At 72.4% G+C, this 24,094-nt stretch carries 21 protein-coding genes; 8 read left to right on the top strand and 13 right to left on the bottom strand.

The window, feature by feature from the left end; all coding sequences use genetic code 11:
• Window positions 1-3: 3 nt before the first annotated feature.
• From OG338_RS27015 to OG338_RS27000, 4 genes are read right to left on the bottom strand one after another with little or no spacing between them, the layout of a single operon-like run.
• Window positions 4-2,175, bottom strand: a complete 2,172-nt coding sequence (locus OG338_RS27015) for a 3-hydroxyacyl-CoA dehydrogenase NAD-binding domain-containing protein (RefSeq protein WP_405939829.1) — start codon at window positions 2,173-2,175, stop codon at window positions 4-6.
• A gap of 30 nt (window positions 2,176-2,205) precedes the next feature.
• Window positions 2,206-3,420, bottom strand: a complete 1,215-nt coding sequence (locus OG338_RS27010) for an acetyl-CoA C-acetyltransferase (RefSeq protein WP_405939828.1) — start codon at window positions 3,418-3,420, stop codon at window positions 2,206-2,208.
• A 51-nt stretch (window positions 3,421-3,471) separates the two neighbouring features.
• Window positions 3,472-4,614 (bottom strand): acyl-CoA dehydrogenase family protein, encoded by a 1,143-nt coding sequence (locus tag OG338_RS27005; protein ID WP_405939827.1) that lies wholly within the window; start codon window positions 4,612-4,614, stop codon window positions 3,472-3,474.
• On the bottom strand, window positions 4,614-5,774 hold the full coding sequence (locus OG338_RS27000; protein ID WP_405939826.1) for a CaiB/BaiF CoA transferase family protein: 1,161 nt from the start codon (window positions 5,772-5,774) through the stop codon (window positions 4,614-4,616). The genes OG338_RS27005 and OG338_RS27000 overlap by 1 nt, the downstream gene beginning before the upstream one ends.
• A gap of 213 nt (window positions 5,775-5,987) precedes the next feature.
• Between OG338_RS27000 and OG338_RS26995 the strand changes: the two genes are divergently transcribed.
• Complete coding sequence (locus OG338_RS26995) at window positions 5,988-7,178, top strand: saccharopine dehydrogenase family protein (protein ID WP_405939825.1); 1,191 nt, start codon at window positions 5,988-5,990, stop codon at window positions 7,176-7,178.
• A 3-nt stretch (window positions 7,179-7,181) separates the two neighbouring features.
• Here the strand turns inward: OG338_RS26995 and OG338_RS26990 are convergent, their stop codons facing one another.
• Entirely contained in the window at window positions 7,182-7,844 is a 663-nt protein-coding gene (locus tag OG338_RS26990; RefSeq protein WP_405940539.1) for an endonuclease V, read from the bottom strand.
• A 67-nt stretch (window positions 7,845-7,911) separates the two neighbouring features.
• On the opposite strand from OG338_RS26990, the gene OG338_RS26985 reads away from it, so the two are divergent.
• The 5 genes from OG338_RS26985 (at window position 7,912) to OG338_RS26965 (ending at window position 12,872) form a co-directional block, all read left to right on the top strand.
• A complete protein-coding gene (locus tag OG338_RS26985) occupies window positions 7,912-8,205 on the top strand; it encodes a YciI family protein (RefSeq protein WP_405939824.1) in 294 nt (97 codons plus the stop codon).
• A gap of 150 nt (window positions 8,206-8,355) precedes the next feature.
• Complete coding sequence (locus OG338_RS26980; protein WP_405939823.1) at window positions 8,356-8,769, top strand: SsgA family sporulation/cell division regulator; 414 nt, start codon at window positions 8,356-8,358, stop codon at window positions 8,767-8,769.
• A 316-nt stretch (window positions 8,770-9,085) separates the two neighbouring features.
• Window positions 9,086-10,717, top strand: coding sequence for an ABC-F family ATP-binding cassette domain-containing protein (locus tag OG338_RS26975; protein ID WP_405939822.1), 1,632 nt, complete (start codon window positions 9,086-9,088; stop codon window positions 10,715-10,717).
• Between the two features lie 173 nt (window positions 10,718-10,890).
• On the top strand, window positions 10,891-11,865 hold the full coding sequence (locus OG338_RS26970; protein WP_405939821.1) for an acyl-ACP desaturase: 975 nt from the start codon (window positions 10,891-10,893) through the stop codon (window positions 11,863-11,865).
• A gap of 89 nt (window positions 11,866-11,954) precedes the next feature.
• Window positions 11,955-12,872, top strand: a complete 918-nt coding sequence (locus OG338_RS26965; protein WP_405940538.1) for a chitosanase — start codon at window positions 11,955-11,957, stop codon at window positions 12,870-12,872.
• Between the two features lie 27 nt (window positions 12,873-12,899).
• On the opposite strand, the gene OG338_RS26960 is transcribed toward OG338_RS26965, so the two are convergent.
• Both OG338_RS26960 and OG338_RS26955 read right to left on the bottom strand, forming a co-directional pair.
• Entirely contained in the window at window positions 12,900-14,483 is a 1,584-nt protein-coding gene (locus OG338_RS26960) for a GMC family oxidoreductase (protein WP_405939820.1), read from the bottom strand.
• 97 nt (window positions 14,484-14,580) lie between these two features.
• On the bottom strand, window positions 14,581-14,835 hold the full coding sequence (locus tag OG338_RS26955) for a WhiB family transcriptional regulator (RefSeq protein ID WP_405939819.1): 255 nt from the start codon (window positions 14,833-14,835) through the stop codon (window positions 14,581-14,583).
• A gap of 145 nt (window positions 14,836-14,980) precedes the next feature.
• Between OG338_RS26955 and OG338_RS26950 the strand changes: the two genes are divergently transcribed.
• Entirely contained in the window at window positions 14,981-17,155 is a 2,175-nt protein-coding gene (locus tag OG338_RS26950; RefSeq protein WP_405939818.1) for a DEAD/DEAH box helicase, read from the top strand.
• A 5-nt stretch (window positions 17,156-17,160) separates the two neighbouring features.
• Here the strand turns inward: OG338_RS26950 and OG338_RS26945 are convergent, their stop codons facing one another.
• From OG338_RS26945 to ligD, 3 genes are all read right to left on the bottom strand, one after another.
• Window positions 17,161-18,108 (bottom strand): multicopper oxidase domain-containing protein, encoded by a 948-nt coding sequence (locus OG338_RS26945; RefSeq protein ID WP_405939817.1) that lies wholly within the window; start codon window positions 18,106-18,108, stop codon window positions 17,161-17,163.
• A 140-nt stretch (window positions 18,109-18,248) separates the two neighbouring features.
• A complete protein-coding gene (locus OG338_RS26940) occupies window positions 18,249-19,310 on the bottom strand; it encodes an ABC transporter permease (protein WP_405939816.1) in 1,062 nt (353 codons plus the stop codon).
• Window positions 19,307-20,317, bottom strand: a complete 1,011-nt coding sequence (gene ligD / locus OG338_RS26935) for a non-homologous end-joining DNA ligase (protein WP_405940537.1) — start codon at window positions 20,315-20,317, stop codon at window positions 19,307-19,309. The genes OG338_RS26940 and ligD overlap by 4 nt, the downstream gene beginning before the upstream one ends.
• 97 nt (window positions 20,318-20,414) lie before the next feature.
• Here ligD and OG338_RS26930 point away from each other — a divergent pair, with 97 nt between their 5' ends.
• Entirely contained in the window at window positions 20,415-21,476 is a 1,062-nt protein-coding gene (locus OG338_RS26930) for an ATP-dependent DNA ligase (protein ID WP_405939815.1), read from the top strand.
• Here OG338_RS26930 and OG338_RS26925 read toward each other — a convergent pair.
• The 3 genes from OG338_RS26925 to OG338_RS26915 are packed head-to-tail and all read right to left on the bottom strand — an operon-like array spanning window position 21,473 to window position 24,020.
• Entirely contained in the window at window positions 21,473-22,678 is a 1,206-nt protein-coding gene (locus OG338_RS26925; RefSeq protein WP_405939814.1) for a lytic murein transglycosylase, read from the bottom strand. The genes OG338_RS26930 and OG338_RS26925 overlap by 4 nt on opposite strands.
• Window positions 22,679-22,706: 28 nt before the next feature.
• Complete coding sequence (locus OG338_RS26920) at window positions 22,707-23,456, bottom strand: hypothetical protein (protein WP_405939813.1); 750 nt, start codon at window positions 23,454-23,456, stop codon at window positions 22,707-22,709.
• Window positions 23,457-23,489: 33 nt separating this feature from the next.
• Window positions 23,490-24,020, bottom strand: a complete 531-nt coding sequence (locus tag OG338_RS26915) for a nuclear transport factor 2 family protein (RefSeq protein ID WP_405939812.1) — start codon at window positions 24,018-24,020, stop codon at window positions 23,490-23,492.
• Between the last annotated feature and the right edge of the window lie 74 nt (window positions 24,021-24,094).

The raw sequence follows: 24,094 nt of genomic DNA, 5'->3' as shown, positions 1-24,094 counted from the left end.
GGGTCAGTCGTGGAAGGTCTCGCCCTTCTCCGCCTTCTCCACCAGCAGCGCGGGCGGCAGGAAGCGGTCCCCGTAGCGCTCGGCGAGTTCCCGGGCGCGGGCCACGAAGCCGGGCAGGCCGCCCTCGTACCCGTTGATGTACTGGAGCACGCCGCCGGTCCACGGCGGGAAGCCGATGCCCATGATGGAACCGATGTTGGCGTCGGCGACGGTGATGAGGACGTTCTCCTCCAGGCAGCGGACGCTGTCCAGCGCCTCCGAGAAGAGCATGCGCTCCTGCATGTCGGTGAACGGGATGTCCGTGTCCGGCTGCACGAAGTGCTCACGCAGGCCCGGCCACAGGCGCGTCCGCTTGCCCGTCTCGTCGTACTCGTAGAAGCCCGCGCCGCCGCTGCGGCCGGGGCGGCCGAACTCGTCCACCATCCGGTCGATCACCTCGTCCGCCGGGTGGCCGGGCCAGCTGCCGCCCGCCTCCTCGACGGCCTTGCGGGTCTCGTTGCGGATCTTGCGCGGCAGGGTGAGCGTCAGCTCGTCCATCAGCGAGAGCACCTTGGCCGGGTAGCCGGCCTGCGCGGCGGCCTGCTCGACGGAGGCGGGCTCGACGCCCTCGCCGACCATGGCGACGCCCTCGTTGATGAACTGGCCGATGACGCGCGAGGTGAAGAAGCCGCGCGAGTCGTTGACCACGATCGGGGTCTTCTTGATCAGGCGGACCAGGTCGAACGCGCGGGCCAGCGCCTCGTCCCCGGTCTTCTCGCCCTTGATGATCTCGACCAGCGGCATCTTGTCGACCGGCGAGAAGAAGTGCAGCCCGATGAAGTCGACGGGGCGCGAGACGCCTTCGGCGAGGACGGTGATCGGGAGGGTGGAGGTGTTGGAGCAGAGCAGCGCGTCGGGCTCGATGACGTCCTGGATCTCCTGGAACACCTTGTGCTTGAGGGCGGTGTCCTCGAAGACGGCCTCGATGACCGCGTCGCAGCCCGCGAGGTCGGCCACGTCACCGGTCGGGGTGATGCGGGCCAGCAGCTCGTCGCGCTTGGCCTCGGTCGTACGGCCCCGGGACAGCGCCTTGTCGAGCAGCTTCTCGCTGTACGCCTTGCCCTTGGCGGCGGCCTCGGCTGAGACGTCCTTGAGGACGACGTCGATCCCGGCCCTGGCGCAGGAGTACGCGATGCCCGCGCCCATCATGCCCGCGCCGAGGACGGCGACCTTGCGGACCGGGCGCTCCGCGATGCCCTTGGGGCGGCTGGCACCGGAGTTGACGGCCTGGAGGTCGAAGAAGAACGCCTGGATCATGTTCTTGGAGACCTGGCCGGTGACCAGCTCGGTGAAGTACCGGGCCTCGATGGTCAGCGCGGTCTCGAAGTCGACCTGGGAGCCCTCGACGGCGGCGGCGAGGATGTTGCGCGGCGCGGGCATGGGGGCGCCCGCGATCTGCTTCTTCAGGTTCGACGGGAAGGCGGGCAGGTTCGCGGCGAACTTCGGGTGCGCGGGGGTGCCGCCGGGGATCTTGTAGCCCTTGACGTCCCAGGGCTGCTGGGACTCCGGGTGGGCGTCGATGAAGGCGCGGGCCCTGGCCAGCATCTCCTCGGGCGTGGCGGCGACCTCGTGGACGAGGCCGTTCTCCTGGGCGCGGCGCGGGGTGTACTGGGTGCCCTGGAGGAGGACCTTGAGCAGGGCGTCCGCGATGCCCATGAGGCGCACGGTGCGGGTGACGCCGCCGCCCGCGGGGAGCAGGCCGAGGGTGACCTCGGGGAGGCCGATGCGGGAGCCGGGCGCGTCGAGGGCGATGCGGTGGTGGGAGGCGAGCGCGATCTCGTAACCGCCGCCGAGGGCCGCGCCGTTGATGGCGGCGACGACCGGTTTGCCGAGGGTCTCGATGCGGCGCAGCGAGTTCTTGATGGCGGTGCCGGTGTCGAACGCGAGCTGCGCGCTCGAAGGACCGATCCGGATCATGTCCTTGAGGTCTCCGCCGGCGAAGAAGGTCTTCTTGGCGGAGGTGTAGATGATGCCCCGGATGGAGTCCTTCTCGGCCTCGGCGCGGTCGGCGACGGCCGCGATGGAGTCCTTGAACGCCTGGTTCATCGTGTTGGCGGACTGGCTGGGATCGTCCAGTACGAGGGTGACGACGCCGGTCTCGTCCTGTTCCCAGCGGATGGTCGTGCTCTCGGTCATGGGTGTGTCTTCTCCGTAGGAAGGGGGCGGTCAGAGACGCTCGACAACGGTGGCGATGCCCATGCCGCCGCCCACGCACAGGGTGGCGAGGCCGTAGCGCTGGTCGCGGCGCTCCAGCTCGTCGATGAGGGTGCCGAGGATCATGGCGCCGGTGGCGCCCAGCGGGTGGCCGAGCGCGATGGCGCCGCCGTTGACGTTGACCTTGTCGAGGGAGACGCCCATGTCCCGGACGAAGCGCAGGACGACCCCGGCGAAGGCTTCGTTGATCTCGATGAGGTCGATGTCGTCGATGGTCAGTCCGGCCTTGGCGAGCGCCTTGCGGCTGGCGGGGGCGGGGCCGGTGAGCATGATGGTCGGCTCGGAGCCGGAGACGGCGGCGGAGACGATACGGGCGCGCGGGGTGAGGCCGTAGCGCTCGCCGGTCTCCTGGTTGCCGATGGCGACGAGGGAGGCGCCGTCCACGATGCCGGAGGAGTTGCCCGCGTGGTGGACGTGGTCGATCTTCTCGACCCAGTGGTACTTCTGGAGCACCACCGCGTCGAATCCGCCCATCTCGCCGATCGTCGCGAAGGACGGCTTGAGCGCGGCGAGCGAGTCGGCGGTGGTGCCGGGGCGCAGGTGCTCGTCGTGGTCGAGGACGACGAGGCCGTTGCGGTCCTTGACGGGGACGACGGACCGGGCGAAGCGGTTGTCCTTCCACGCCTCGGCGGCGCGCTCCTGGGAGAGCGCGGCGTACTCGTCCACGTCGCGGCGTGAGAAGCCCTCGATGGTGGCGATGAGGTCGGCGCCGATGCCCTGGGGGGCGAAGCCGGTCTCGTAGTTGGTCATCGGGTCCATCGCCCAGGCGCCGCCGTCGGAGCCCATCGGTACGCGGGACATCGACTCGACGCCGCCCGCCAGGATCAGGTCCTCCCAGCCCGAACGCACCTTGGCGGCGGCCAGGTTGACGGCTTCGAGGCCCGAGGCGCAGAAGCGGTTCTCCTGGACGCCGGCGACGGTGTCGGGCAGGCCGGCCGCGATGGCGGCGATGCGGGCGATGTCGGAGCCCTGGTCGCCGAGCGGGCTGACCACGCCGAGGACGATGTCGTCCACGGCGGCCGGGTCCAGGCCCGGGAAGCGGGCGCGGATCTCGTGGATCAGGCCGACGACGAGGTCGATGGGCTTGGTGCCGTGCAGGGCGCCGTTGGCCTTGCCGCGGCCGCGCGGGGTGCGGATCGCGTCGTAGACGAATGCTTCGGTACTCAAGACAGCTGCCTTTCGAGGGTGGTGGCGCGAGCGTGGTGGGCGGCGAACGGGTCAGGCGAGCAGCGAGCGGCCGATGATCTCCTTCATGATCTCGGTCGTGCCGCCGTAGATGGTCTGGATGCGGCCGTCGGTGAACGCCCGGGCCACCGGATACTCCGCCATGTAGCCGTAGCCGCCGTGCAGTTGGAGGCAGCGGTCGGCGACACGCTTCTGTAGTTCGGTCGCCCACCATTTCGCCATCGAGGCGTGCACGGCGTCGAGGGTGCCGTCGGAGTGGTCCACGATGCAGCGGTCCAGGAAGGCCCGGGTGACGGCGCACTCGGTGGCCATCTCCGCGATCTCGAAGCGGATGTGCTGGAGCTTGGCGAGCGGCCGGCCGAACGCCTCGCGCTCCTTCACGTACGCGGTGGTGATCTCCAGGAGGTGTTCGGCGGCGGCGATCCCGGCGACGGCTATGCCCATGCGTTCCTGGGCGAGGTTGGTCATCAGGTGGATGAAGGCGCCGTCGCGCTCACCGAGCAGGTTCTCCTTGGGGACGCGCACGTCGTTGAAGAACAGCTCGGCGGTGTCCTGCGACTTCTGGCCGATCTTGTCGAGGTTGCGGCCCCGCTCGAAGCCCTCCGCGCCGCGCTCGACCACGATCAGCGAGAGGCCCTTCGCGCCGCCCTCCGGGGTGGTCTTCGCGACGACGACCACCAGGTCGGCCAGGATGCCGTTGGAGATGAAGGTCTTGGAGCCGTTGAGCAGCCAGTGGTCGCCCTTGTCCTCGGCGGTGGTGCGGATGCCCTGGAGGTCGGAGCCTGCGCCGGGTTCGGTCATGGCGATGGCGGTGATGATCTCGCCGTCGCAGAAGCCGGGCAGCCAGCGCCGCTTCTGCTCGTCGGTGGCGAGGCCGGTGAGATACGGGCCGATGATGTCGTTGTGCAGGCCGAGCGCGATCCCCGGGGTGCCGGCCCGGGTGAATTCCTCGGCCAGGACCGCGCTGTAGCGGAAGTCGGGGTTGCCGCCGCCTCCGTACTCCTCGGGCACCGCGAGGCCGAGGAGGCCCTGCCGGCCGGCGGCGCGCCACGCCTCGCGGGAGACGATGCCGTCCTTCTCCCACTGCTCGTAGTGCGGAAGGACCTCCTTGGCGAGGAAGGTGCGCACGGTCTCGCGGAACGCGTCGTGCTCTTCGGTGAAGATCTGCCGCTGCATCAGGGCGTGGTGTCCTTCCGGGTGGTCCGCAGGCCGGGCACGTCCCAGTCGGCGGCGACGGCTTCGGTGTCGGCGCCCGGCAGGACGGGCCCGGTGCGCACGGACGTGGGCGTGGCCGAGAAGCGGGGCGCGGGCGCGGGCTGGGTGAGTCCGCCGTGCTCCACGAAGGTGGCGCGGGCGGCGAGATGGGGGTGGTGCGGGGCCTCACGGAGCGAGAGGACCGGCGCCACACAGGCGTCCGAGCCGTCGAAGACCTCGGTCCACTCGGCGCGGGTGCGGCTGCGGAACCGGTCCGCGACGGCGGCGCGCAGCTCGTCCCAGCGGGCCAGGTCGTTCCGGTCCGGGACGGTGTCCGCGATCCCGAGGAGCTGCACGAACGCGTCGTAGAACCGCTGCTCCAGCGGGCCCACCGCCATGTACTGCCCGTCGGCGGTCTCGTACGAGCCGTAGAACGGGCAGCCGCCGTCCAGCAGGTTGGCGCCGCGCCGGTCCTGCCAGCCGCCGGCCGCGAGCATGCCGTGGATCATCGTGGCGAGGTGGGCGGCGCCGTCCACGATCGCCGCGTCGACCACCTGTCCGGTGCCGCCGGGCGTACGGGCGTGCTGGAGGGCGGCGAGGATGCCGATGACGAGGTAGAGCGAGCCGCCCGCGTAGTCGCCGACCAGATTGGCGGGGACGGTGGGCGGCTCGTCCGGCCGGCCGATCATGGAGAGGGTGCCGGTGAGCGCGATGTACGCGATGTCGTGTCCGGCGCGCTCGGCGAGCGGTCCGTCCTGGCCCCAGCCGGTCATCCGGCCGTAGACGAGCTTCGGGTTGCGGGCCAGGCAGGCTTCGGGGCCCACGCCGAGGCGTTCCGCGACGCCGGGCCGGTAGCCCTCGATGAGGACGTCGGCGCGGGCGGCCAGGTCCAGGACGGTGGCCGGGCCGTCCGGGGCCTTGAGGTCGACCAGCACGGAGCGCTTGTTCCGGTTGGTGAGGTCGCGGGCCGGGTCGATGCCGAGTCCGGCGCCGCCGGGGCGGTCGACGCGCACCACGTCGGCGCCCAGATCGGCGAGCAGCATCGCGGCGAACGGGCCGGGGCCGATGCCGGCGAGTTCCACCACGCGAAGCCCGTCGAGGGGACCGCGCGGGCCGCGCGGGCCGTTACCTGTACTCGCCATCGAGCCCCCAGCGGTATGACACAACTGATGTAACACCGATGATGCTAGGAACGCACCGCGCTCCGCACAACCCCCTGGGCCGAGCAAGCGCTTAGTTCTTCTCGCGGATACTCATGGATACTCCCCCATGACCCCCTCCCGCCCGCACACCGCCACGGCGGCCGCGCTAACCTCTGCTCGCTCCGTCCGGCGCCGTCCTCCGTGGAGGCTTTCGTGAACAGGCAGAACGGGCCCGCACGCCCCTATGACGTAGTCCTTTTCGGCGCCACCGGTTTCGTGGGCGCGCTCACCGCCGGGTATCTGGCCCGGCACGCCCCCGACGGCTGTCGCTGGGCCCTCGCCGGGCGCGACCGCGCCAAGCTGGCGAAGCTGCGCGCCCGGCTGACCGCCCTCGATCCGCGCTGCGCGGACCTGCCGCTGCTGGAGGCGGACGCGGCCGAACCCGGTTCGCTGCGCGAGCTCGCCGAGTCCACGCACGTGGTGGCGACGACCGTCGGCCCCTATGTCTGGTACGGCGAGCAGCTGGTCGCCGCCTGCGCGGAGGCGGGCACGGACTACACGGACCTGACGGGCGAGCCGGAGTTCGTGGACCGGATGTACGTGGCGCACGACACCCGGGCCCGCGAGACCGGCGCCCGCATCGTGCACGCCTGCGGTTTCGACTCCGTGCCGCACGACCTCGGCGCCTACTTCACGGTCCGGCAGCTGCCCGAGGACGTGCCGCTGCGCATCGACGGCTTCGTCCGCAGCAACGCCGTCTTCTCCGGCGGTACGTTCGCCTCGGCGCTCACCGCGATGGGCCGGGGCGCGCAGACGGCGCGCGCCGCGAAGGAGCGCCGGCTGTACGAGCCCCGGCTCGCCGGCCGCCGTGTCCACGCCCCGCTCGGCCGCCCCCGCTTCAGCCCGGACACAGGCACCTGGGCGCTTCCGCTGCCGACGCTCGACGCGCGGATCATCGCCCGCTCGGCGAAGGCGCTGCCCCGTTACGGCCCCGACTTCCGCTACCGCCACTACGCCTCGGTCAAGCGCCTCCCGGTGGCCCTCGGGGGCACCGCCGCGCTCGGCGTGCTGCTCGGCGCGGCGCAGGTACCGGCCGCGCGGGAGTGGCTGATGGGGCGTTACGAGCCGGGCGCGGGCCCGGACGCGGAGCGCAGGCGGCGCAGCTGGTTCACCGTGCGGTTCGTCGGCGAGGGCGGCGGGCGGCGGGTGTTCACGGAGGTGTCGGGCGGCGATCCGGGGTACGACGAGACGGCGAAGATGCTCGCGGAGTCGGCGCTGTGCCTGGCGCTGGACGAGCTGCCGGCCACCTCGGGGCAGGTCACCACGGCCGCCGCGATGGGCGACGCCCTGCTGGACCGGCTGGTGGCGGCGGGGCTGCGGTTCCGGGTGGCGGCGGTGCGCTGAGCTTCAGCCGGTCGCCTCGCGCAGGGCCCTGCGGCACAGGGAGTCCGCCCGGCGCGTCGTCTCCGGCTGCCGGAAGTCCCGGGCGAGCGCGAGGGTGTGCGCGACGGCGTTGTCCAGGCCGGTGCGGTGCCCGACGGAGACGTAGACCGGCTTGGTGCCGGCCCGGGTGCGCAGGGCCCGGCCGACCTCCTCCGCCCCGTCCAGCAGCGGCGACTGGTCCCCGCGCTCCGGTCCGGGCGGCTCGTGGGTGAAGGTGAACGGGCTCTTGGCGACGCCGATGACCGGGAGCCCGGTGAGAACGCCGAGGTGGCTGGCGAGGCCGAAGCGGCGGGGGTGGGCCCTGCCGTACCCGTCGCAGACGACGAGCCCGGGGCCGGTGCCCAGGTTCTCCAGGGCGGCCAGCACGGTCGGGATCTCGCGGAAGGCCAGCAGCCCCGGGACGTACGGGAAGCTGACCCGGCCGACGGCGGTCGCCTCGTCCACCACCGCCAGCGTCGCGGCGTCGAGCACGACGGCCGCCGCCACCACGATGTCGCGCTCGTCGTCATAGGCGACGTCGACCCCGGTCACCCGCCCGGTCCCCGGCGGCGGGCCCGGCTCGTCGAGGATCACCCGGCCGCGCAGGGCCTCCTGCACGGCACGGGCCTCGGCGGCGTCGGAAGGCATCTGAAGCGCTGTCATGGTGCGTCACCCTAGGGCGTGTCCGCAAAGTCCCCGCCGGTAGCCTGAGATCATGTTCGTACTTGAGCTGTCCTACACCGCCCCGCTGGACCGCGTCGACGCCGCGCTGAGCGCGCATGTCACCTGGCTCGACCGGCAGTACGAGGCCGGGGTGTTCATCGCCTCCGGTCGGAAGAACCCCCGGGACGGCGGGGTGATCCTCGCGGTCGGGGACGACCGGGCGGCCATCGAGGAGCTGGCGGCGACCGATCCGTTCGTGGTCGAGGGCGTCTGCGCGTACCGGATCACCGAGTTCATCGCGACCAAGACCTCGGACGCGCTCGCCCCGTACCGTCAGCGGCTCTGACGGGTGCTCCGGCCGGAACGGGGCACCTGAACAGGCAGCGGTGTGCGCGGTGACACAGCTCACGCCGTCTCCCGGTGCACGGATCGGCGGGTTCCGCCGTCTGTACGGGTGCCGGGAACCGTTCGTCCGGTCGCGAGAGGGAGCAGGTTCGTGTCCACGGTCATCGCACAGTCCGTACAGGCCCGCATGGTGGCGTCCGCGCCGCAGATGGAGACCCTGCCCGCCGTCCTGAGCTACGACCGGGCGGACCCCTTCGCCGTACGCATGGCGTTCCCGGCACCGGCGACGCTGGAGGGGACCGAGGTGTCCTGGCAGTTCTCCCGGGATCTGCTCGCCGCCGGGATGGAGGTGCCGTCCGGGCTCGGGGACGTACGGATCAGGCCGTTCGGCTACGACCGTACGGTGCTGGAGTTCCACGCCGCCGAGGGGATCGCGATGGTGCATGTGCGCACCGCGGAGCTGCGGCGGTTCCTGCGGCGGGCCCAGGAGCTGGTGCCCTGCGGCCACGAGCACCGGTTCCTCGGCCTGGACCGGAGCCTGACCGAGCTGTTCGGTCCCTGCTGAGACCGCCGGGGCCGCTTCCGCGCGGCCGTTAATTCGATTGCCCCCTCTCCTCGTCCCGCGTACCGTTTCCGGTGTCCTTGTCGTCGCCGATTGGAGCAGGCCGTTGAAGGTCTGAGGTCCCGAGACACCGTGTCGCGTGCCATGACCGGCTTTCGCCGTGTCCGCGCGCCCGAGTGCGACCTCAGCTCTCCGAGCCGTCCTCCGCGACCAGGGCCTTCCCTCCGCGATCCCGGAATTCCTCCCGGAACGCGTCGAATGCCAGTGGCCGGTGTCTCGTCCCGTTGCCCTGTCCTTCCTCGCAACCGGGAGATTCCTCATGTCTGCCCCCACCGCCCACATCACCTGTTCGTCGCTCTCCCTGGTCTGGCCCGACGGCGGCCGGGCCCTGGACGGCCTGGACCTCTCCGTGGGTCCCGGCCGCACGGGGCTCATCGGTCTCAACGGGGCCGGGAAGTCCACCCTGCTCCGGCTGCTCGCCGGGGAACTCGAACCCACCGGGGGCCGGATCGGCGTCGCCGGCGAGGTGGGCTATCTGCCGCAGAATCTGGTCCTGGACACGGAGCTGCGCGTCGACGCCGCGCTCGGGATCGACGCGGTCCGCCGCGCGCTGCACGCCATCGAGGCCGGTGACGTCGGCGAGGAGCACTTCACCGCCGTCGGCGACGACTGGGACGTCGAGGAGCGGGCCCGCGCCGCCCTGGACGGGCTGGGCCTCGGCCACATCGGGCTCGACCGCACGATCGGCGAGATGTCCGGCGGCGAGTGCGTGCTGCTGCGGCTGGCCGCGCTGCTGCTGGCCCGGCCCGATGTGCTGCTCCTCGACGAGCCGAGCAACAACCTGGACCTGTACGCCAGACAGCGGCTGTACGCGGCGGTCGACGCCTGGCACGGGGTGCTCGTCGTCGTCAGCCACGACCGGGAACTCCTGGAGCGGGTCGACCAGATCGCCGACCTGCGGGACTCCACCGTCACCTGGTACGGCGGCAACCTCTCCGCGTACGAGGAGGCGCTGGCCGTCGAGCAGGAGGCGGCCGGGCGCATGGTGCGCGTCGCCGAGGCCGACATGAAGCGGCAGAAGCGCGAACTGGCCGAGGCCCAGGTCAAACTGGCCCGGCGCAAGCGGTACGGGCAGAAGATGTACGAGCAGAAGCGCGAGCCCAAGATCGTCATGGGGGCCCGCAAACGGGCCGCCCAGGAGTCCGCGGGCAAGCACCGGATCATGCACGCGGAGCGGCTGGCCGAGGCGAAGGAGCGCCTGGACGACGCCGTCGAGCTGGTCCGCGACGACGACGAGATCCGGGTCGAACTGCCGCACACCCGGGTCCATCCGGGCCGGGGCGTGCTGGTCCTGCGCGATCTGGAACTCGCTTACGGGGCACGGGTGCGGGGCCAGTACGAGGTGCGCGGTCCGGAGCGCATCGCGCTGGTCGGGCGCAACGGGGCGGGCAAGACCACGCTGCTCCGTACGCTCGCCGGTGAGCTGGCACCGGTGTCCGGCGAGGCGGTGACCGACGTCCCGCTGCGCTTCCTGCCCCAGCGGCTGGACGTGCTGGACGACGGGCTGAGCGTGGTGGAGAACGTGGCGCGGTTCGCCCCGGACGCCACCGACAACCACATCAGGGCGCGGCTCGCGCACTTCCTCTTCCGGGGTGCGCGGGCGGACCGGGCGGCGGGGACGCTGTCCGGCGGGGAGCGGTTCCGGGCGACGCTGGCCGCGCTGCTGCTGGCCGAGCCGGCGCCCCGGCTGCTGATGCTGGACGAGCCGACGAACAGCCTCGACCTGGCGAGCGTACGACGGCTGACCGAGGCGCTGGAGGCGTACGAGGGGGCGCTCATCGTGGCCGGCCACGACGTGCCGTTCCTGGAGTCGCTGGGGATCACCCGCTGGCTGCTGCTCGACGGGGAGCTGCGGGACACCTCGGCCGAGGAGGTGCGCGCCGGGCTCTGACGCGGGAAACGAGGGGGTGTGTGCCGGTCCGGCGCGCACCCCCTCCGGCCTTCGGTGACGCAGAGTGAGCGACGCTCGCCCGTTCGGGCTTGGCCAGAGCCTTACCGTCGCTTTAACCTACGGTCTCGTAACCTACGAAGCCGTAGGTAGTTCTCCCGTCCCCAGGAGCCCTCGTGACCATTACTTCTCCCCATCTCGGCAGTTCACAGGCGTGGACCGATGCCCACCTCCTGTTCGCGCTGGAAGAGGTGGTCGAGAAGGAGCTCAACCGGCACCTCAAGGTCGCCAAGGACTGGATGCCGCACGAGTACGTCCCCTTCTCGGACGGGCGGAACTTCCCCGGCGTCTTCGCGGACGGCGAGGCGTGGCAGGCCGAGCAGTCCAAGGTCACCGACATCGGCAAGATCGCGCTCGTGGTCAACCTCCTCACCGAGGACAACCTCCCCAGCTACCACCACGAGATCGCCACGCTCTTCGGCCGCGACGGCGCCTGGGGCACCTGGGTGCACCGCTGGACGGCCGAGGAGGGCCGGCACGGCATCGTGATGCGGGACTACCTGCTCACCTCGCGCGCCGTCGACCCGGACAAGCTGGAGCAGTTCCGGATGGCGCACATGGCGGAGGGCTTCGAGTCGGACAACCGGCACTCGATGCTGCACTCCGTGGCCTATGTGGCCTTCCAGGAGCTGGCAACCCGCGTCTCGCACCGCAACACCGGGCACCAGTCGGGCGACCCGGTCTGCGACCGGATGCTGGCCCGCATCGCGACCGACGAGAACCTGCACATGGTCTTCTACCGGAATCTGCTGGGCGCCGCGTTCCAGCTGGCCCCGGACCTGACGATGCAGTCCGTGCGCGACGTCGTGGTCAACTTCCGGATGCCCGGTCACGGCATGCCCGGCTTCGAGCGGGCGGCCGCGCAGATGGCGATCGGTGAGATCTACAACATGCGCATCCACCACGACGACGTCATCCAGCCGGTGCTGCGCTATCTGAAGGTGCTCGACATCGACGGCCTGGGCCCGGACGGCCTGAAGGCCCAGGAGGAGCTGGGCCTGTACATGCACGGTCTGGACACCGAGGCCGCGAAGTTCGACGAGAAGCTGGCCGCCCGGAAGGCCCGGATGGCCGCCCGCGCCCAGGGCTGACCGTCGGGGGGCGGCGGGCCGGTGGCCACGGCAGGGTGGCGGGCCGAAACAGTCGAGCAGGGGGACCGTACGCTGTGCCGGTGAAACCTGTGACCCGCTTCGTTCTGATCGGTGCGCCGCTGGCGATAGCCGTCGCCCTCTTCTTCAACACCGGCGACGACGACGCCGCACTGCCCACGGCCTCGCCCAAGGCCGCCGAGGCGTCGGCCACCGGGCCGGTGAACCCGGACCCGTTCGCGGAGGCGGACGACGCGGAGCGCGCGGCGATGAACAAGCGGATCGACCGGGCGCCGGCCGGGCTCGCCGCGCCGAAGATGCGCGAGATCGCGTGGGAGCTGCTGGCCAGCGCGGAGGGCTCGACGCTGGACTGGCGCACCCAGTACGCGACGATCGAGGACAGCGGCGACGGCACCGGTTACGCGGCCGGGCTCGTCGGTTTCTGCTCCGGTACGCACGACATGCTGGCGTTCGTCGAGGCGTTCACCAAGGACCACCCGGACAATCCGCTCGCTCCGTATCTGCCCGCGCTGCGCAAGGTCGACGGCACCGGGTCACACGAGGGCCTGGACCCGGGGTTCACGGGTGCGTGGCAGAAGGCGGCCGAGGACCCGGCGTTCCGCGCGGCGCAGGAGGAGGTCCGCGACAAGCAGTACTTCGAGCCGGCGGTGCGCCTGGCGAAGCTGGACGGTCTCGGCACGCTGGGCCAGTTCATCTACTTCGACACCATGGTGCTCCAGGGGCCGGGGCACGAGGCGGATTCCTTCTACGGCATCCGGCAGGCGGCACTGGCCGAGGCGGACACGGTCGCGGAGGGCGGTGACGAGTCGGCGTATCTGGACATCTTCCTGGACGCCTCGCGGGCCGTGATGAAGTCGAAGAAGAACCAGCGGCACGACACCTCGCGCATCGACACCGCGCAGCGCGTCTTCCTTGAGGACGAGAACCTGTCCCTGGAGCCGCCGCTGACCTGGAAGATGTACGGGGAGACGTTCCGTATCCCGTCCTGATCCCGGCCCTGCGGCGGCCCCTGGGCCCTAGCCCCGGGCGTCCTGCCTGATCAGTTCGGCGGCCTTCTCGGCGATGGCGACCGTGGGCGCGTGGGTGTGGCCCCGGGTGATGCGCGGCATGACCGAGGCGTCGACCACGCGCAGGCCGCGGACGCCGCGCACCCGGAGCCGGGGGTCGGTGACCGAGCCGGGGTCCTCACCCATCCGGCAGGTGCCGACGGGGTGGTAGAGGGTTTCCGCCCCGGTCCGGATCGCCTCGGCCAGGCGGTCGTCGTCCACCTCGCCCGGGTAGTGGCCCATGGGCGTCGAGGTGTGCGGGGCGAGGGCGGTGTGGGCGAAGAGCCGTTCGGCGTGGCGGACGCCGTCCATCATGCGCCGCAGATCGGCGCCGGCCGCGAGGTAGCCCGGGTCGATGCGCAGGGCGGAGCGGGGGTCCGGGTGGTCGGTGTCCAGGGTGATGCGGCCGGTGCTCTCGGGCTGGAGCAGGATGACGCCGATCGTGATGCCGTGTTCGGTGGGCGGGGTCAGTCCGTGGTCGATGAACGGGGCCGGGGCGAAGATCAGTTCCAGGTCCGGGGCGGCCGGGGCGGTGGCGCTGCGGACGAAGGCGACGGCCTCCGCCAGGTTGGAGCTGAGCGGTCCGCGCCCGGTGAGCAGGTAGCGGGCGATGTTCTTCGGGGTGTCGGCGCCGGTCAGGGTGACCGGGCGCGGGCAGTGCAGGGTGACCGCGAAGGACAGGTGGTCCTGGAGGTTGCGGCCGACGTCCGGTGACGCGGCGCGCACCTCGACGCCCGCGCGGCGCAGTTCGCCGGGGTCGCCGATGCCGGAGCGCAGCAGCAGGTGCGGGGAGCCGATGGCGCCGGCGCTGAGGATCACCTCGCGGCGGGCGGTGAGTGTGCCGGAGTTCTCCGTCTCCACCCCGGTGGCCCGGTCGCCGTCGAAGGCGAGGACGCGGACCCGGGTGTGCGGGAGGATGTCCAGATTGGCGCGCCGGGCGGCCGGTTTCAGATAGCCGTCGGCCGCGCTCCAGCGCCGGCCGCGCCGCTGGTTGACGGGGGTGAGGGCGACCCCGCTGTGGTCGGGCGCGTTCAGCTCGGGCAGAAAGGTCAGGCCGTCGTCGCGGCAGGCGGTGACGAAGTCGGCGGTCAGCGGGGACGGGCTGCGGGGCGGCGCGATGTGGAGCGGGCCCTCGGTGCCGTACACCGTGGTGTCGCCGGCCGGGCCGGACCAGCGCTCGGCGCGCCGGAAGTAGGGGACGATCGCGTCGTGGGCCCAGTCCGGTCCGGCGGACTCCGCCCACGCGTCGTAGTCGTCGCGGTGTCCGCGTACCCACATCATCGCGTTCATCGAGGACGAGCCGCCCAGGGTGTGGCCGCGCGGCCAGAACAGCTCACGGCCGCCGAGCGCCGGCTGTTTCACCGTACTGAAGTCCCAGTCGAACGGGGTCTTGAACAACTGCGGGAAGGCGGCCGGGATCCGGATCTCCTGTTTGCGGTCGGGGCCGCCCGACTCGACCAGGGCGACCCGCACGGTGGGGTCCTCGGACAGCCGCGCGGCCAGCACGCAGCCGGCCGAACCCGCCCCGACGACGACATAGTCGTACTCGCTCAACTCGGCTCCTCCTCCAGGCCGACGCGGCTTCCGCCACGGTCACGGGGTCCGCGTACGAAAACGATGGAGGCCGAAGTCTCGCACGTGCGGGGGTGTTTCAGGCCCGCACGCGGCCGACTCTGCGCAGCCGCTCCCGCTCCTTCTCGGACAGGCCGCCCCAGACGCCGAAGCGCTCGTCGTTGTCGAGGGCGTACTCCAGGCACGCCTGCCGTCCCTCGCAGGCGTTGCAGAGCTGCTTGGCCTCACGGGTGGAGCTGCCGGGGGCCGGGAAGAAGAACTCGGGGCCCGCCTGGGCGCACAGGGCCGTCTCCTGCCAGGCGAAGGCGGGGTCGGTCGCGGTGTTGATCAGCATGACGGCCACAGTGCCCTGCCGCGATAAACGACTGATCAACGCCGCGTCAATGAGGTGTCCGCCCGGCCGGGTCGCCGATGCCGCATGGGACGATATGAGCCACGTACGCGAAGGGCGGCGGGGTCGCGGAGACAGAGGGACGTACATGACCGAGGGCGGAGCATCGGCCGGGCGGGCCGCGCGGGAACTGCTCCTCCGCGCCGACGGTCTGCTGGACGCGGCGCGCGGGGTCCTCGCGGACCACACCCGGGCCGTCACCGCCGTCCGGACCTGCCTGGACCCGCTGCTGGACGCCCTCGTGCGCGCCGATCTCGCCGCCATCCCCGTCTCCCGGCTGAAGGACGTCACCGAGGGCCGGCTGCGTCTCGGCGCGATCGAGCAGGCGGGTTTCACGACGGTCGGCCAGGTGTACGGCGCGAACCGTTACGAGCTCCGCCAGATCCCCGGCGTCGGCGCCCAGACGGCCGATCAGGCCCTGGCGGCGGCGGGCGGCATCGCGCACGCGGTGCGGGACACCGTCGCGGTCCGCGTGGATGTGGACGACCGGAACGAGGCGGTGACCGCGCTGCTCGGCGCGGTGTACGGGCTGGTGGCGGCGGGCCCGGACGCGCGGCGGGCGGTGGACGGGGCGCGGGCGCTGGCCGGGCGCCTCGATCCGCTGCTGACGGCGGCCGGTCCGGCGCGGGGGCGGCTGCGGATGCTGTTCGCGGGGCGGCGGTCGCGGGCCGGGGCGCGGGAGGCGGTGGCCGGGGTGCGGGCGGCCGTCGCCGACGCGGTGGGGCGCGGGCTGCCGTCGCTGTTCGCCCAGGTGTCGGCCGATCTGCTGCGGGCGCCGGGGTCCCCGGCCGCCGCCTGGGTCGACTTCGAGCTGCGGTCCGCCGAGTACTACAGCCTGCTCGCGGAGCTCTCCGGCTCGGGGCCGGACCGGGACGCGGCGGAGGGGTTCCTGCCGTCGGCGATCGCCGACCGGGTGCGCGGGCTGCGGCTGGACGACGCCCGGCTGCGGGTCTCGCTGCGCGGCTACCAGTCGTTCGGTGCCCGGTTCGCGCTCGTCCAGAAGCGGGTGATCCTGGGCGACGAGATGGGGCTCGGCAAGACCGTCCAGGCCATCGCGGCCCTGGCCCACCTCGCGGCGCACGGGGAGACGCACTTCCTGGTGGTGTGCCCGGCGAGCGTCCTCATCAACTGGACGCGGGAGGTCCGGACCAGGTCCACGCTGCGCGCGCTGCCGGTGCACGGGCCGGAGCGGCGGGCCGCGTTCGCGGAGTGGCGGGATTCCGGCGGGGTCGCGCTGACCACCTTCGACGCGCTGCACACCCTGCCGGACGCCGGGGAGAGCGGGGTGCGGCCCGGGATGCTGGTGGTGGACGAGGCGCATTACGTCAAGAACCCGGAGACCCGTCGTTCGCGCGCGGTCGCCGGCTGGTCGGGGCGGACGGACCGGGTGCTGTTCCTGACCGGGACGCCGATGGAGAACCGGGTGGAGGAGTTCCGCAGCCTGGTCCGCCGGCTCCGGCCCGAGCTGGCCCCCTCGGTCGGCGCCGGGCACGGCGCGGCGGGCTCGCGGGCGTTCCGCCGGGCCGTGGCTCCCGCCTATCTGCGGCGCAATCAGGAGGACGTCCTCGCCGAGCTGCCCGCCGTGGTCCAGGTGGACGAGTGGGAGGAATTCAGCGAGGGCGACCTGCTGGCGTACCGGGAGGCGGTGGCCGACGGGCACTTCATGCGGATGCGCCGGGCGGCCTATGCCCGGCCGGAGACCTCCGCCAAGCTGGACCGGCTGCGCGAGCTGGTCGCGGAGGCGGCGGGCAACGGTCTGAAGGTCGTGGTGTTCTCGTACTTCCGCGAGGTCCTGGAGACGGTGCGCGGGGCGCTCGGTGACGGGGTGTCGGGAGTGCTGACGGGGAGCGTGGCGGCGGCCAGGCGCCAGGAGCTGGTCGACGCGTTCGCGGCGGCGGACGGGCACGCGGTGCTGCTGAGCCAGATCCAGGCGGGCGGGGTCGGGCTGAACATGCAGGCCGCGTCCGTCGTCATCCTGTGCGAACCGCAGATCAAGCCGACGACGGAGCATCAGGCGGTGGCCCGGGTGCACCGGATGGGCCAGATACGGACGGTCCGGGTGCACCGGCTGCTCGCCACGGACAGCATCGACCGGCGCATGCTGGACATCGTGGCCCGCAAGGAGCGGCTGTTCGACGCGTACGCCCGGCGCAGTGATGTCGCCGAGACGACGCCGGACGCGGTGGACGTGTCGGAGGGCGAGCTGGCCCGCCGGATCGTGGAGGAGGAGCAGCGGCGCCTCGGCGCGGCCGCCCGCCCCTGAGCCGTCTATCCGTCGTGTCCGGGGACGGTGCCGTCCGGGCCGGCTACGAGGAGCATGCCGCCCATGCCCCGGTCGGCGTGGCTCTGCACATGACAGTGGTACATCCAGGCGCCCGCGCCCACGTGTTCGCCCGCGATCACCTGGAAGCCGAAGGAGTCCGCCGGGCCGACGATCTTGGTGTCGACCACCCGGCTCGGGTCGTCGGGGCCGGTGAGCATGCCCGTACGGTTGTCCGCCCAGCGGTGACCGTGCATATGGAACGTGTGGTAGAAGTCGCCGTGCGTGATCATGACGACTTCGAGCCGGTCCCCGAGCGTGGCCGTGAAGTCCGGGCTCTCCCCGGCCGGGGTGTTGTTGATGGACATGCCGTTGAAGACGATCGTGATGGTCTTGTCCGGCAGGATGTCGCCCCGGCGCCGGACGATCAGTGGCCCGTAGAGCCCTTCGCGGATGCCGCCGGTGCCGTGGTCGGAGCCGACGGCGTGGTCGTGGTAGTGCCAGTAGCCCGCGCTGCCGGGCTGCCAGGTGCCGTCCGGGCGCTGGCCGGGGGTGTGGGTGCGCCAGGTGTACGTGCGGGTGGCGCCGGGTTCGACGGTGCTGTGGTTCATCCGGGTGCCGTCGCTGGCGATGTCGTAGTCGACGCCGTGCGCGTGCAGCCCGGCCGGGACGTCCAGGGTGTTGACGAACTCGATGTGCAGGGTGTCGCCCTCGTCGAGCTCGATGAGCGGGCCGGGCACGGTGGCCTTGCCCTTTTCGAGCCCGTAGCCCATCCGGCCGTCCGCCAGCTTCTCCACGTACATCTTGATGTGCCGGACCACTCCCCCGGCGGGCGCGCGGCGGACCCGGTGCGGCTGGGCGGCGGCGGGTGCCGGGAGGGACAGCGAGGCCACCCCGGCCGCCGCCACGGCCCCGCCGCCCATCAGCATCCGCCGGCTGAAACTTCTGCGGTCCATGTCGAACTCCCCACTGCTGCTGCCGAGGCTTTGGCGACGGGCCGTGACGGGCCCGGGAAAATCGCTTACCCACAGTAAGGACAAAGTCCGCCCCAGAGCCGCCAAGCCCGGTGGGCGAGTCGCAAAATACGTCTGACGGATCAGGTGACCGTCGCCGCGTGCTGCGGCATGTGCGCGCGGCCGCCGGGGTGCCGGTGGCGCCACACCCAGAAGACGGTGCACGAGACCAGCGACCAGGTCGCGAGGACCAGATACGGGAAGACGCGCTGGTGGCCCTGGTAGTAGACGGCGGTGTGCTGGGCGTTCACGGAGGCGCCCGGCGGCAGCCAGCGTCCGATGTGCCCGAGGAGCGAGGGCAGCAGCGGCCAGGAGACGGCTCCGCCGGACGACGGGTTGCCCAGGAGCACCATGACGCCCCAGGTCGGCAGCATCGCCCAGCGGCCGATCAGGGTGTTGAACATGGTGAAGACCATGCCCGAGGTGAACATCGTGAACGCGAGGATCAGCCAGGACTCGACGAAGGGCAGGTCCACCGCCCCGAGCAGCCAGTCGACCACGGCGGCGATGGCGAAGGCGCCGAGGAGCGCGTACGCGACGGTGAAGCCGATCCGCTCCAGCGGGATCAACGACCGGGCGTGCACGCTGAGCTGAATGGAGCCCACGAAGCCGACGATCACCGCGGCGAGCGAGATGTAGAAGAGCGCGAGCCCGCGCGGGTCGCCCTTCTGGAGGGGTTTGACGTCCCGCACGGCGACCGGGATGCCGAGCGCGTCCCCCACCTTCACGGCGGACTCGGCGAGCAGCTGGGCGACGGCCGCCCCGGAGGCCGCGGCCACGTCCAGGGACACCCCCCGGCCGCCGGACCGCACGATGGCGAAGACCCGCTGCTCCTCCAGGGCCTCGCGCGCGGCGGCCGCCGTCGGATAGACGTGGATGACCAGGGAGGCGTCCAGAGCCTTGTCCATCCCGGCGACGAACTCCCGGCCGCGCTCGGTGTCCGGCTCGGTGACCACGGCGGTGGGGACGCTGTGCGGGGTCGGGTTGGCCATCGCGTACGTGTAGGAGCCGGCGAACAGCCCGGCGGCGGCGGAGAGGATGAACAGCAGGACGATCGCCGGGAAGTACGGGGACTCCTTGAAGCCCTGCCACTTCTGGCCCCGGGTCAGCGGCCGCCCGTGCGCCCCGTGCTCCGGCTCGCTCACGCCCGGTCGTCCGGGTCCCGGCGGGCGCGACTCGGCTGCACGCGCTTGGGCTCGCCGGGCATCTTCGGGTACTCGGGCGGGTAGGGCAGGTCGCCGGGGCCGCCGTCGCTCGCGTGGCGGTCGGCGAGTTCGAGCAGCGAGTCCAGGCGGAACGCCTCCTGGTCCATGCCGGCGTGCACATCGCCGTGTTCCGCGTACCGCACGGGCATGGTGCGCAGGTCGAAGTCGCGGGGCTCGGCGTCGTCCAGCTCCTCCCAGCGCAGCGGGGCGGAGACCGGGGCGTGCGGGAAGGGCCGTACGGAGTAGGCGGAGGCGATGGTGCGGTCGCGGGCGGTCTGGTTGTAGTCGACGAAGATCCGCTCGCCGCGCTCCTCCTTCCACCAGGCGGTGGTCACCCGGTCCGGCATCCGGCTCTCCAGCTCGCGCCCGACCGCGATCGCGGCGCGCCGCACCTCGGTGAAGGTCCAGCGCGCCTCGATGGGTACGAAGACGTGGATACCGCGCCCGCCGGAGGTCTTGGGCCAGCCGCGCAGCCCGTGCTCCTCCAGGACACCGCGCAGCTCGTGGGCGGCGCGGACCGCGTCGGCGTAATCGGTGCCGGGCTGCGGGTCCAGGTCGATGCGCAGTTCGTCGGGGTGGTCGGTGTCCCCGCCCCGGACCGGCCAGGGGTGGAAGGTGAGGGTGCCGAGGTTGGCGGCCCAGAGGACGGCGGCCACCTCGGTGGGGCACATCTCCCGGGCGGACCGGCCGCTCGGGAAGGCGATCTCGGTGGTGGGAATCCAGTCGGGGAGGTTCTTGGGGGCGCGCTTCTGGTAGAAGAACTCGCCCTCGACGCCGTCCACGAACCGCTGGAGGGTGGTGGGCCGGTTGCGCAGGGCGCGCAGGATGCCGGGGCCGACGGCCAGGAAGTACTCGGCGACGTCCCGCTTCGTGTAGCCCTTCGCCGGGAAGTAGACCTTGTCCGGATTCGACAGCCGGACCGCCCGCCCGGCCGCGTCCAGCTCCACCGCTGTGCCCGCTGCTGCCATGTCGGCCACGGTAGGCCGGGCACACATATGCCGCATATCGGGAGACTCCGGTTGCCGTACGGTCCACAATCGGGCCATGGACCTGCCGGTGATGCCGCCCGTGAAGCCGATGCTCGCCAAGTCGGTGAAGAAGATCCCGCCGGGCATGCAGTACGAGGCCAAGTGGGACGGCTTCCGGGCGATCGTGCACCGGGACGGTGACGAGGTGGTGATCGGCAGCCGGACCGGTAAGCCGCTCACCCGGTACTTCCCCGAGGTGGTGGACGCGGTCCGGGACAATCTGCCGGAACGGTGCGTGGTGGACGGCGAGATCGTCGTCGCGCACGACGGGCGGCTCGACTTCGACCGCCTGAGCGAGCGCATCCACCCGGCCGCCTCGCGGGTGCGGCTGCTGGCCGGGGAGATCCCGGCCGCGCTGATCGCCTTCGATCTGCTGGCGCTGGGCGACGACTCGTTCCTGGACACCCCGCAGGCGGACCGGCGCACGGTCCTGGAGGCGGCGCTCGCCGGGGCGTCGGCGCCGGTGTACCTGGCCCCGGCCACGACCGCCCCGGCCCGGGCCGGGGAGTGGTTCGAGCGGTACGAGGGGGCGGGGCTCGACGGGGTCGTCGCGAAGCCGCTCGACGCGCCGTACCGGCCGGACGTCCGGGCCATGTACAAGATCAAGCACGAGCGCACCGCGGACTGCGTGGTGGCCGGCTACCGCTTCCACAAAAGCGGCCCGGTCGTCGGCTCGCTGCTGCTCGGCCTGTACGACGACGGCGGCGCGCTCCAGCACGTCGGGGTGTGCGCGGCCTTCCCCATGAAGCGCCGCGCGGAGCTGGTCACCGAGCTGGCACCCCTGCTGACCGGCGCCGACGACCACCCGTGGCACGCCTGGGCCGAGGCCGAGGCGCACGCGGGCGCCCGGCTGCCGGGCGCCCCTAGCCGCTGGTCCGGCAAGAAGGACATGTCCTGGGTGCCGCTGCGGCCGGAGCGGGTCTGTGAGGTGGCGTACGACCACATGGAGGGCGACCGCTTCCGGCACACCGCCCAGTGGCGCCGCTGGCGGCCCGACCGTACGCCGGACAGCTGCACGTACGCCCAGCTGGAGGAGGTCGTCCGCTACGACCTCGCCCAGGTGCTGGCGGGCGCCTAGTCAGCCGTGGGCGGCAGGGTGGGTGTGGTGCAGGGTTCGGCGGTCTCCATGGGGTCGGGTGAGGGGGAGCCGGTGGGCTCGGTGGTGCCGGTCGGGTCGGGGGTCGGGGTGGTCGTGCAGCCCGGGGCCGGTTTCGTCGTGGTCGGGTCCGGGTCGGGGGTCGTGCTCGGGTCCGGGGAGCCGGGGTCCGAGGGGTCGGGCGAGGGGCCGGTGGTGTCCGTGGGGTCCGGGCCGGGCGTGGTGCTCGGGTCCGGGCCGGGGTCGTGGGTGCCCGGCGCGGTCGGGTGGGTGCTGGTGCCGGGCTGCGGGCCGACCTCGATGCCGCCGTCGTCGTCCTTGGAGCCGGAGCCGCCCACGGGGTGCCCGGCCTTGCTCGGGCCGCCCGCGCCGGGGCTCCTGGGGACGGGCCCCGTGCCATCGGTGACCGGGTGGATGCCCTTGCGGTAGAACTCCAGCCAGGACAGCACCGTGCGCAGATACGTCTCCGAGTGGTTGTAGCTGAGGATCGCCCGGTTCATGTCGGAGGGGATCGACAGATCGCGCGTACCGGCGCACAGGTAGGCCCCGGCGGCGAGCGCCGCGTCGTACACGTTGTTCGGGTCGCGGCGGCCGTCGCCGTTGCCGTCGCGGCCCCAGTGCGCCCATGTCGAGGGGATGAACTGCATCGGGCCGACCGCCCGGTCGTATGTCGCGTCCCCGTCGTAGACGCCCCCGTCGGTGTCCGCGATGTCGGCGAACCCGGCGCCGTTGAGGACCGGGCCGAGGATCGGCGAGACGGTGGTGCCGTTCTTGTCGACCCGGCCGCCGGCCGCGTGGCCGGACTCGACCTTGCCGATCGCCGCCAGTAACTGCCAGGGCAGCCGGCAGCCCGGGTCGCCGCGCCGCATGGTGGTCTCGGCCCTGCGGTAGGCGGCGAGCACGGTGGCCGGGACGCCGGCCTCGGCCCAGGACCGCTTGGCCGCGGGGCTCTGCTTCTCGCCCTTCTTCGGCGGCTCCGGGCTCTTCAGCGGCGGCAGTTCGGTGTGGTACGAGTCGTCGTTGGGGACCTCTGACCAGACCACGTCGTCCGCCTCCTGGCGGTGCTTCGGGGTCTCCTCGTGCGCGGCGAGCTGGGGTGCCTGGGACGCCGTGAGCGCGGCCATCGCGGCGACGGCGGCGGCGGTGCCGCCGAGTCCGCGGCGCATGGTGCCGTTGAACCTCATGCGTGTCTCCTTGGTGGGGTCGCCTGGGTCACCGGGTGAACGTGTCAATGGCGGAGATCCGCCAGCTGCCGCCCTTGCGGACCGCGTCCACGCTGAACATCGCGGCGGCGTAGGTGGTCTCCTCGGACTTGCCGGTGCGGGTGTTGCGCTGGTCGGCGTAGATCAGCAGCCGGGCGCGGTCGCCGTCGAGCATCTCCACGCCGCTGTCGGTGACGGTCGTGGTGAGGACCAGCTTCTGCTTCGGCGCCTGCTCCCGGACCTCGGCGAGCATGTCCGCGTGCTGCTGGACCGCCTTGCCGGTCAGATACCTCGTCACCGCCGCCTCGGCCTTGGTGGGTGAGGCGTAGTCGTACGAGAAGACCGCGCCGACGGCCTCGGTGATCTGGCCCTTCACCTCGCTGGTGCGGCTGATGTCGGTCAGGGCGGTGTTCTGCCGGCTGGGGTCGTCGCGCAGGCTCGCCGCCGAGGTGAACGCCCAGGCGGCGACGGCGCCGAGGAGGAGGGTGAGGACGCAGAGGACGGCGGGCAGGCTGAGGCCGGGGCGGCGCCGGGGGGCTGCCTTCCTGGCCTCGGGCTCGGCCTCCCCTTCGTCCTGCTCGCTCTCCTCGCTCTCCTCGCTCTCCTCGCTTTCCGGAACCGCCTCTTCCCGCGTGGCGGCTGCCTCTTCCGGGTCCGGGCCGCGCCCGGGGCGGGGCGGGGCGGTCGTCGCGGCGCGTTCGGCGGCGGCGACGGTGGCCAGGCGGCGCTGCCGGTTGACCAGGTGACGGGTGGTCGACATGTCCGGGTTCCTCTCGGTGCGGGGGCGGGGGTGTCAGCCGGCGGTGTTGCCGACGGGCGCCTGGCCGAGGGCGCTGAGCTTCCACCCGTCGGGGGTGCGGGTGAGCTGGCCGAGCATCCGGCTCTCCTTCACCGCGGGCTTGCCCTTGGGCGCGGTCACGGTCACCCGGAGCGCCACCATGACCCCGGCCTTCCCGGCCCGGTCGTCCAGCTCGGTGACCGCGCCGGCCAGCACCTTCGCGGTGCTGACGGTCTTCGCCTCCTGGATCTGCTTCACGAACCCGTCCCGCCCGTCGACCAGTTGCCGGTGCAGGTCCCCGGTGGTGGAGTCCTCCCAGCTGTCGAGCCCCTTCTCCAGCTGGGCGTGGTCGAGCGTGTTCATGTTCTGCACGGCCTGCTCCCCCGCCGCCAGCACCTCGTCGCGGGTCTGGGCGTACGCGGCAGAGCCGTCGTGCCCCGCCCGGTACCGGGACACCCCGCCCCAGCCCGCGGCGCCGGCCGCCGCGACCGTCAGCACGATCGCCGCCGCCACCAGCGGATTCCTCGTCATCGCTACCCGTGCCATCGCTTGCCTCTCCCTGCCGGCGGTCCCGCCGTGCTGTGCTGTCCGTGCTCGGTGCTGCGGTGCTGCTTCTCGGG

Source organism: Streptomyces sp. NBC_00726, assembly GCF_045161735.1.
GTDB lineage: Bacteria > Actinomycetota > Actinomycetes > Streptomycetales > Streptomycetaceae > Streptomyces.
The sequence above is the reverse complement of the archived record's forward strand: the minus strand, read 5'-3'. Positions and strand labels throughout refer to the sequence as shown.

Coding starts and splice junctions, on each gene's coding strand:
- OG338_RS27015 (WP_405939829.1), bottom strand. CDS start 2,175: ATGACCGAGAGCACGACCATCCGCTGGGAACAGGACGAGACCGGCGTC.
- OG338_RS27005 (WP_405939827.1), bottom strand. CDS start 4,614: ATGCAGCGGCAGATCTTCACCGAAGAGCACGACGCGTTCCGCGAGACC.
- OG338_RS27000 (WP_405939826.1), bottom strand. CDS start 5,774: ATGGCGAGTACAGGTAACGGCCCGCGCGGCCCGCGCGGTCCCCTCGAC.
- OG338_RS26990 (WP_405940539.1), bottom strand. CDS start 7,844: ATGCCTTCCGACGCCGCCGAGGCCCGTGCCGTGCAGGAGGCCCTGCGC.
- OG338_RS26985 (WP_405939824.1), top strand. CDS start 7,912: ATGTTCGTACTTGAGCTGTCCTACACCGCCCCGCTGGACCGCGTCGAC.
- OG338_RS26975 (WP_405939822.1), top strand. CDS start 9,086: ATGTCTGCCCCCACCGCCCACATCACCTGTTCGTCGCTCTCCCTGGTC.
- OG338_RS26955 (WP_405939819.1), bottom strand. CDS start 14,835: ATGCTGATCAACACCGCGACCGACCCCGCCTTCGCCTGGCAGGAGACG.
- OG338_RS26950 (WP_405939818.1), top strand. CDS start 14,981: ATGACCGAGGGCGGAGCATCGGCCGGGCGGGCCGCGCGGGAACTGCTC.
- OG338_RS26945 (WP_405939817.1), bottom strand. CDS start 18,108: ATGGACCGCAGAAGTTTCAGCCGGCGGATGCTGATGGGCGGCGGGGCC.
- OG338_RS26930 (WP_405939815.1), top strand. CDS start 20,415: ATGGACCTGCCGGTGATGCCGCCCGTGAAGCCGATGCTCGCCAAGTCG.
- OG338_RS26925 (WP_405939814.1), bottom strand. CDS start 22,678: ATGAGGTTCAACGGCACCATGCGCCGCGGACTCGGCGGCACCGCCGCC.
- OG338_RS26920 (WP_405939813.1), bottom strand. CDS start 23,456: ATGTCGACCACCCGTCACCTGGTCAACCGGCAGCGCCGCCTGGCCACC.
- OG338_RS26915 (WP_405939812.1), bottom strand. CDS start 24,020: ATGGCACGGGTAGCGATGACGAGGAATCCGCTGGTGGCGGCGGCGATC.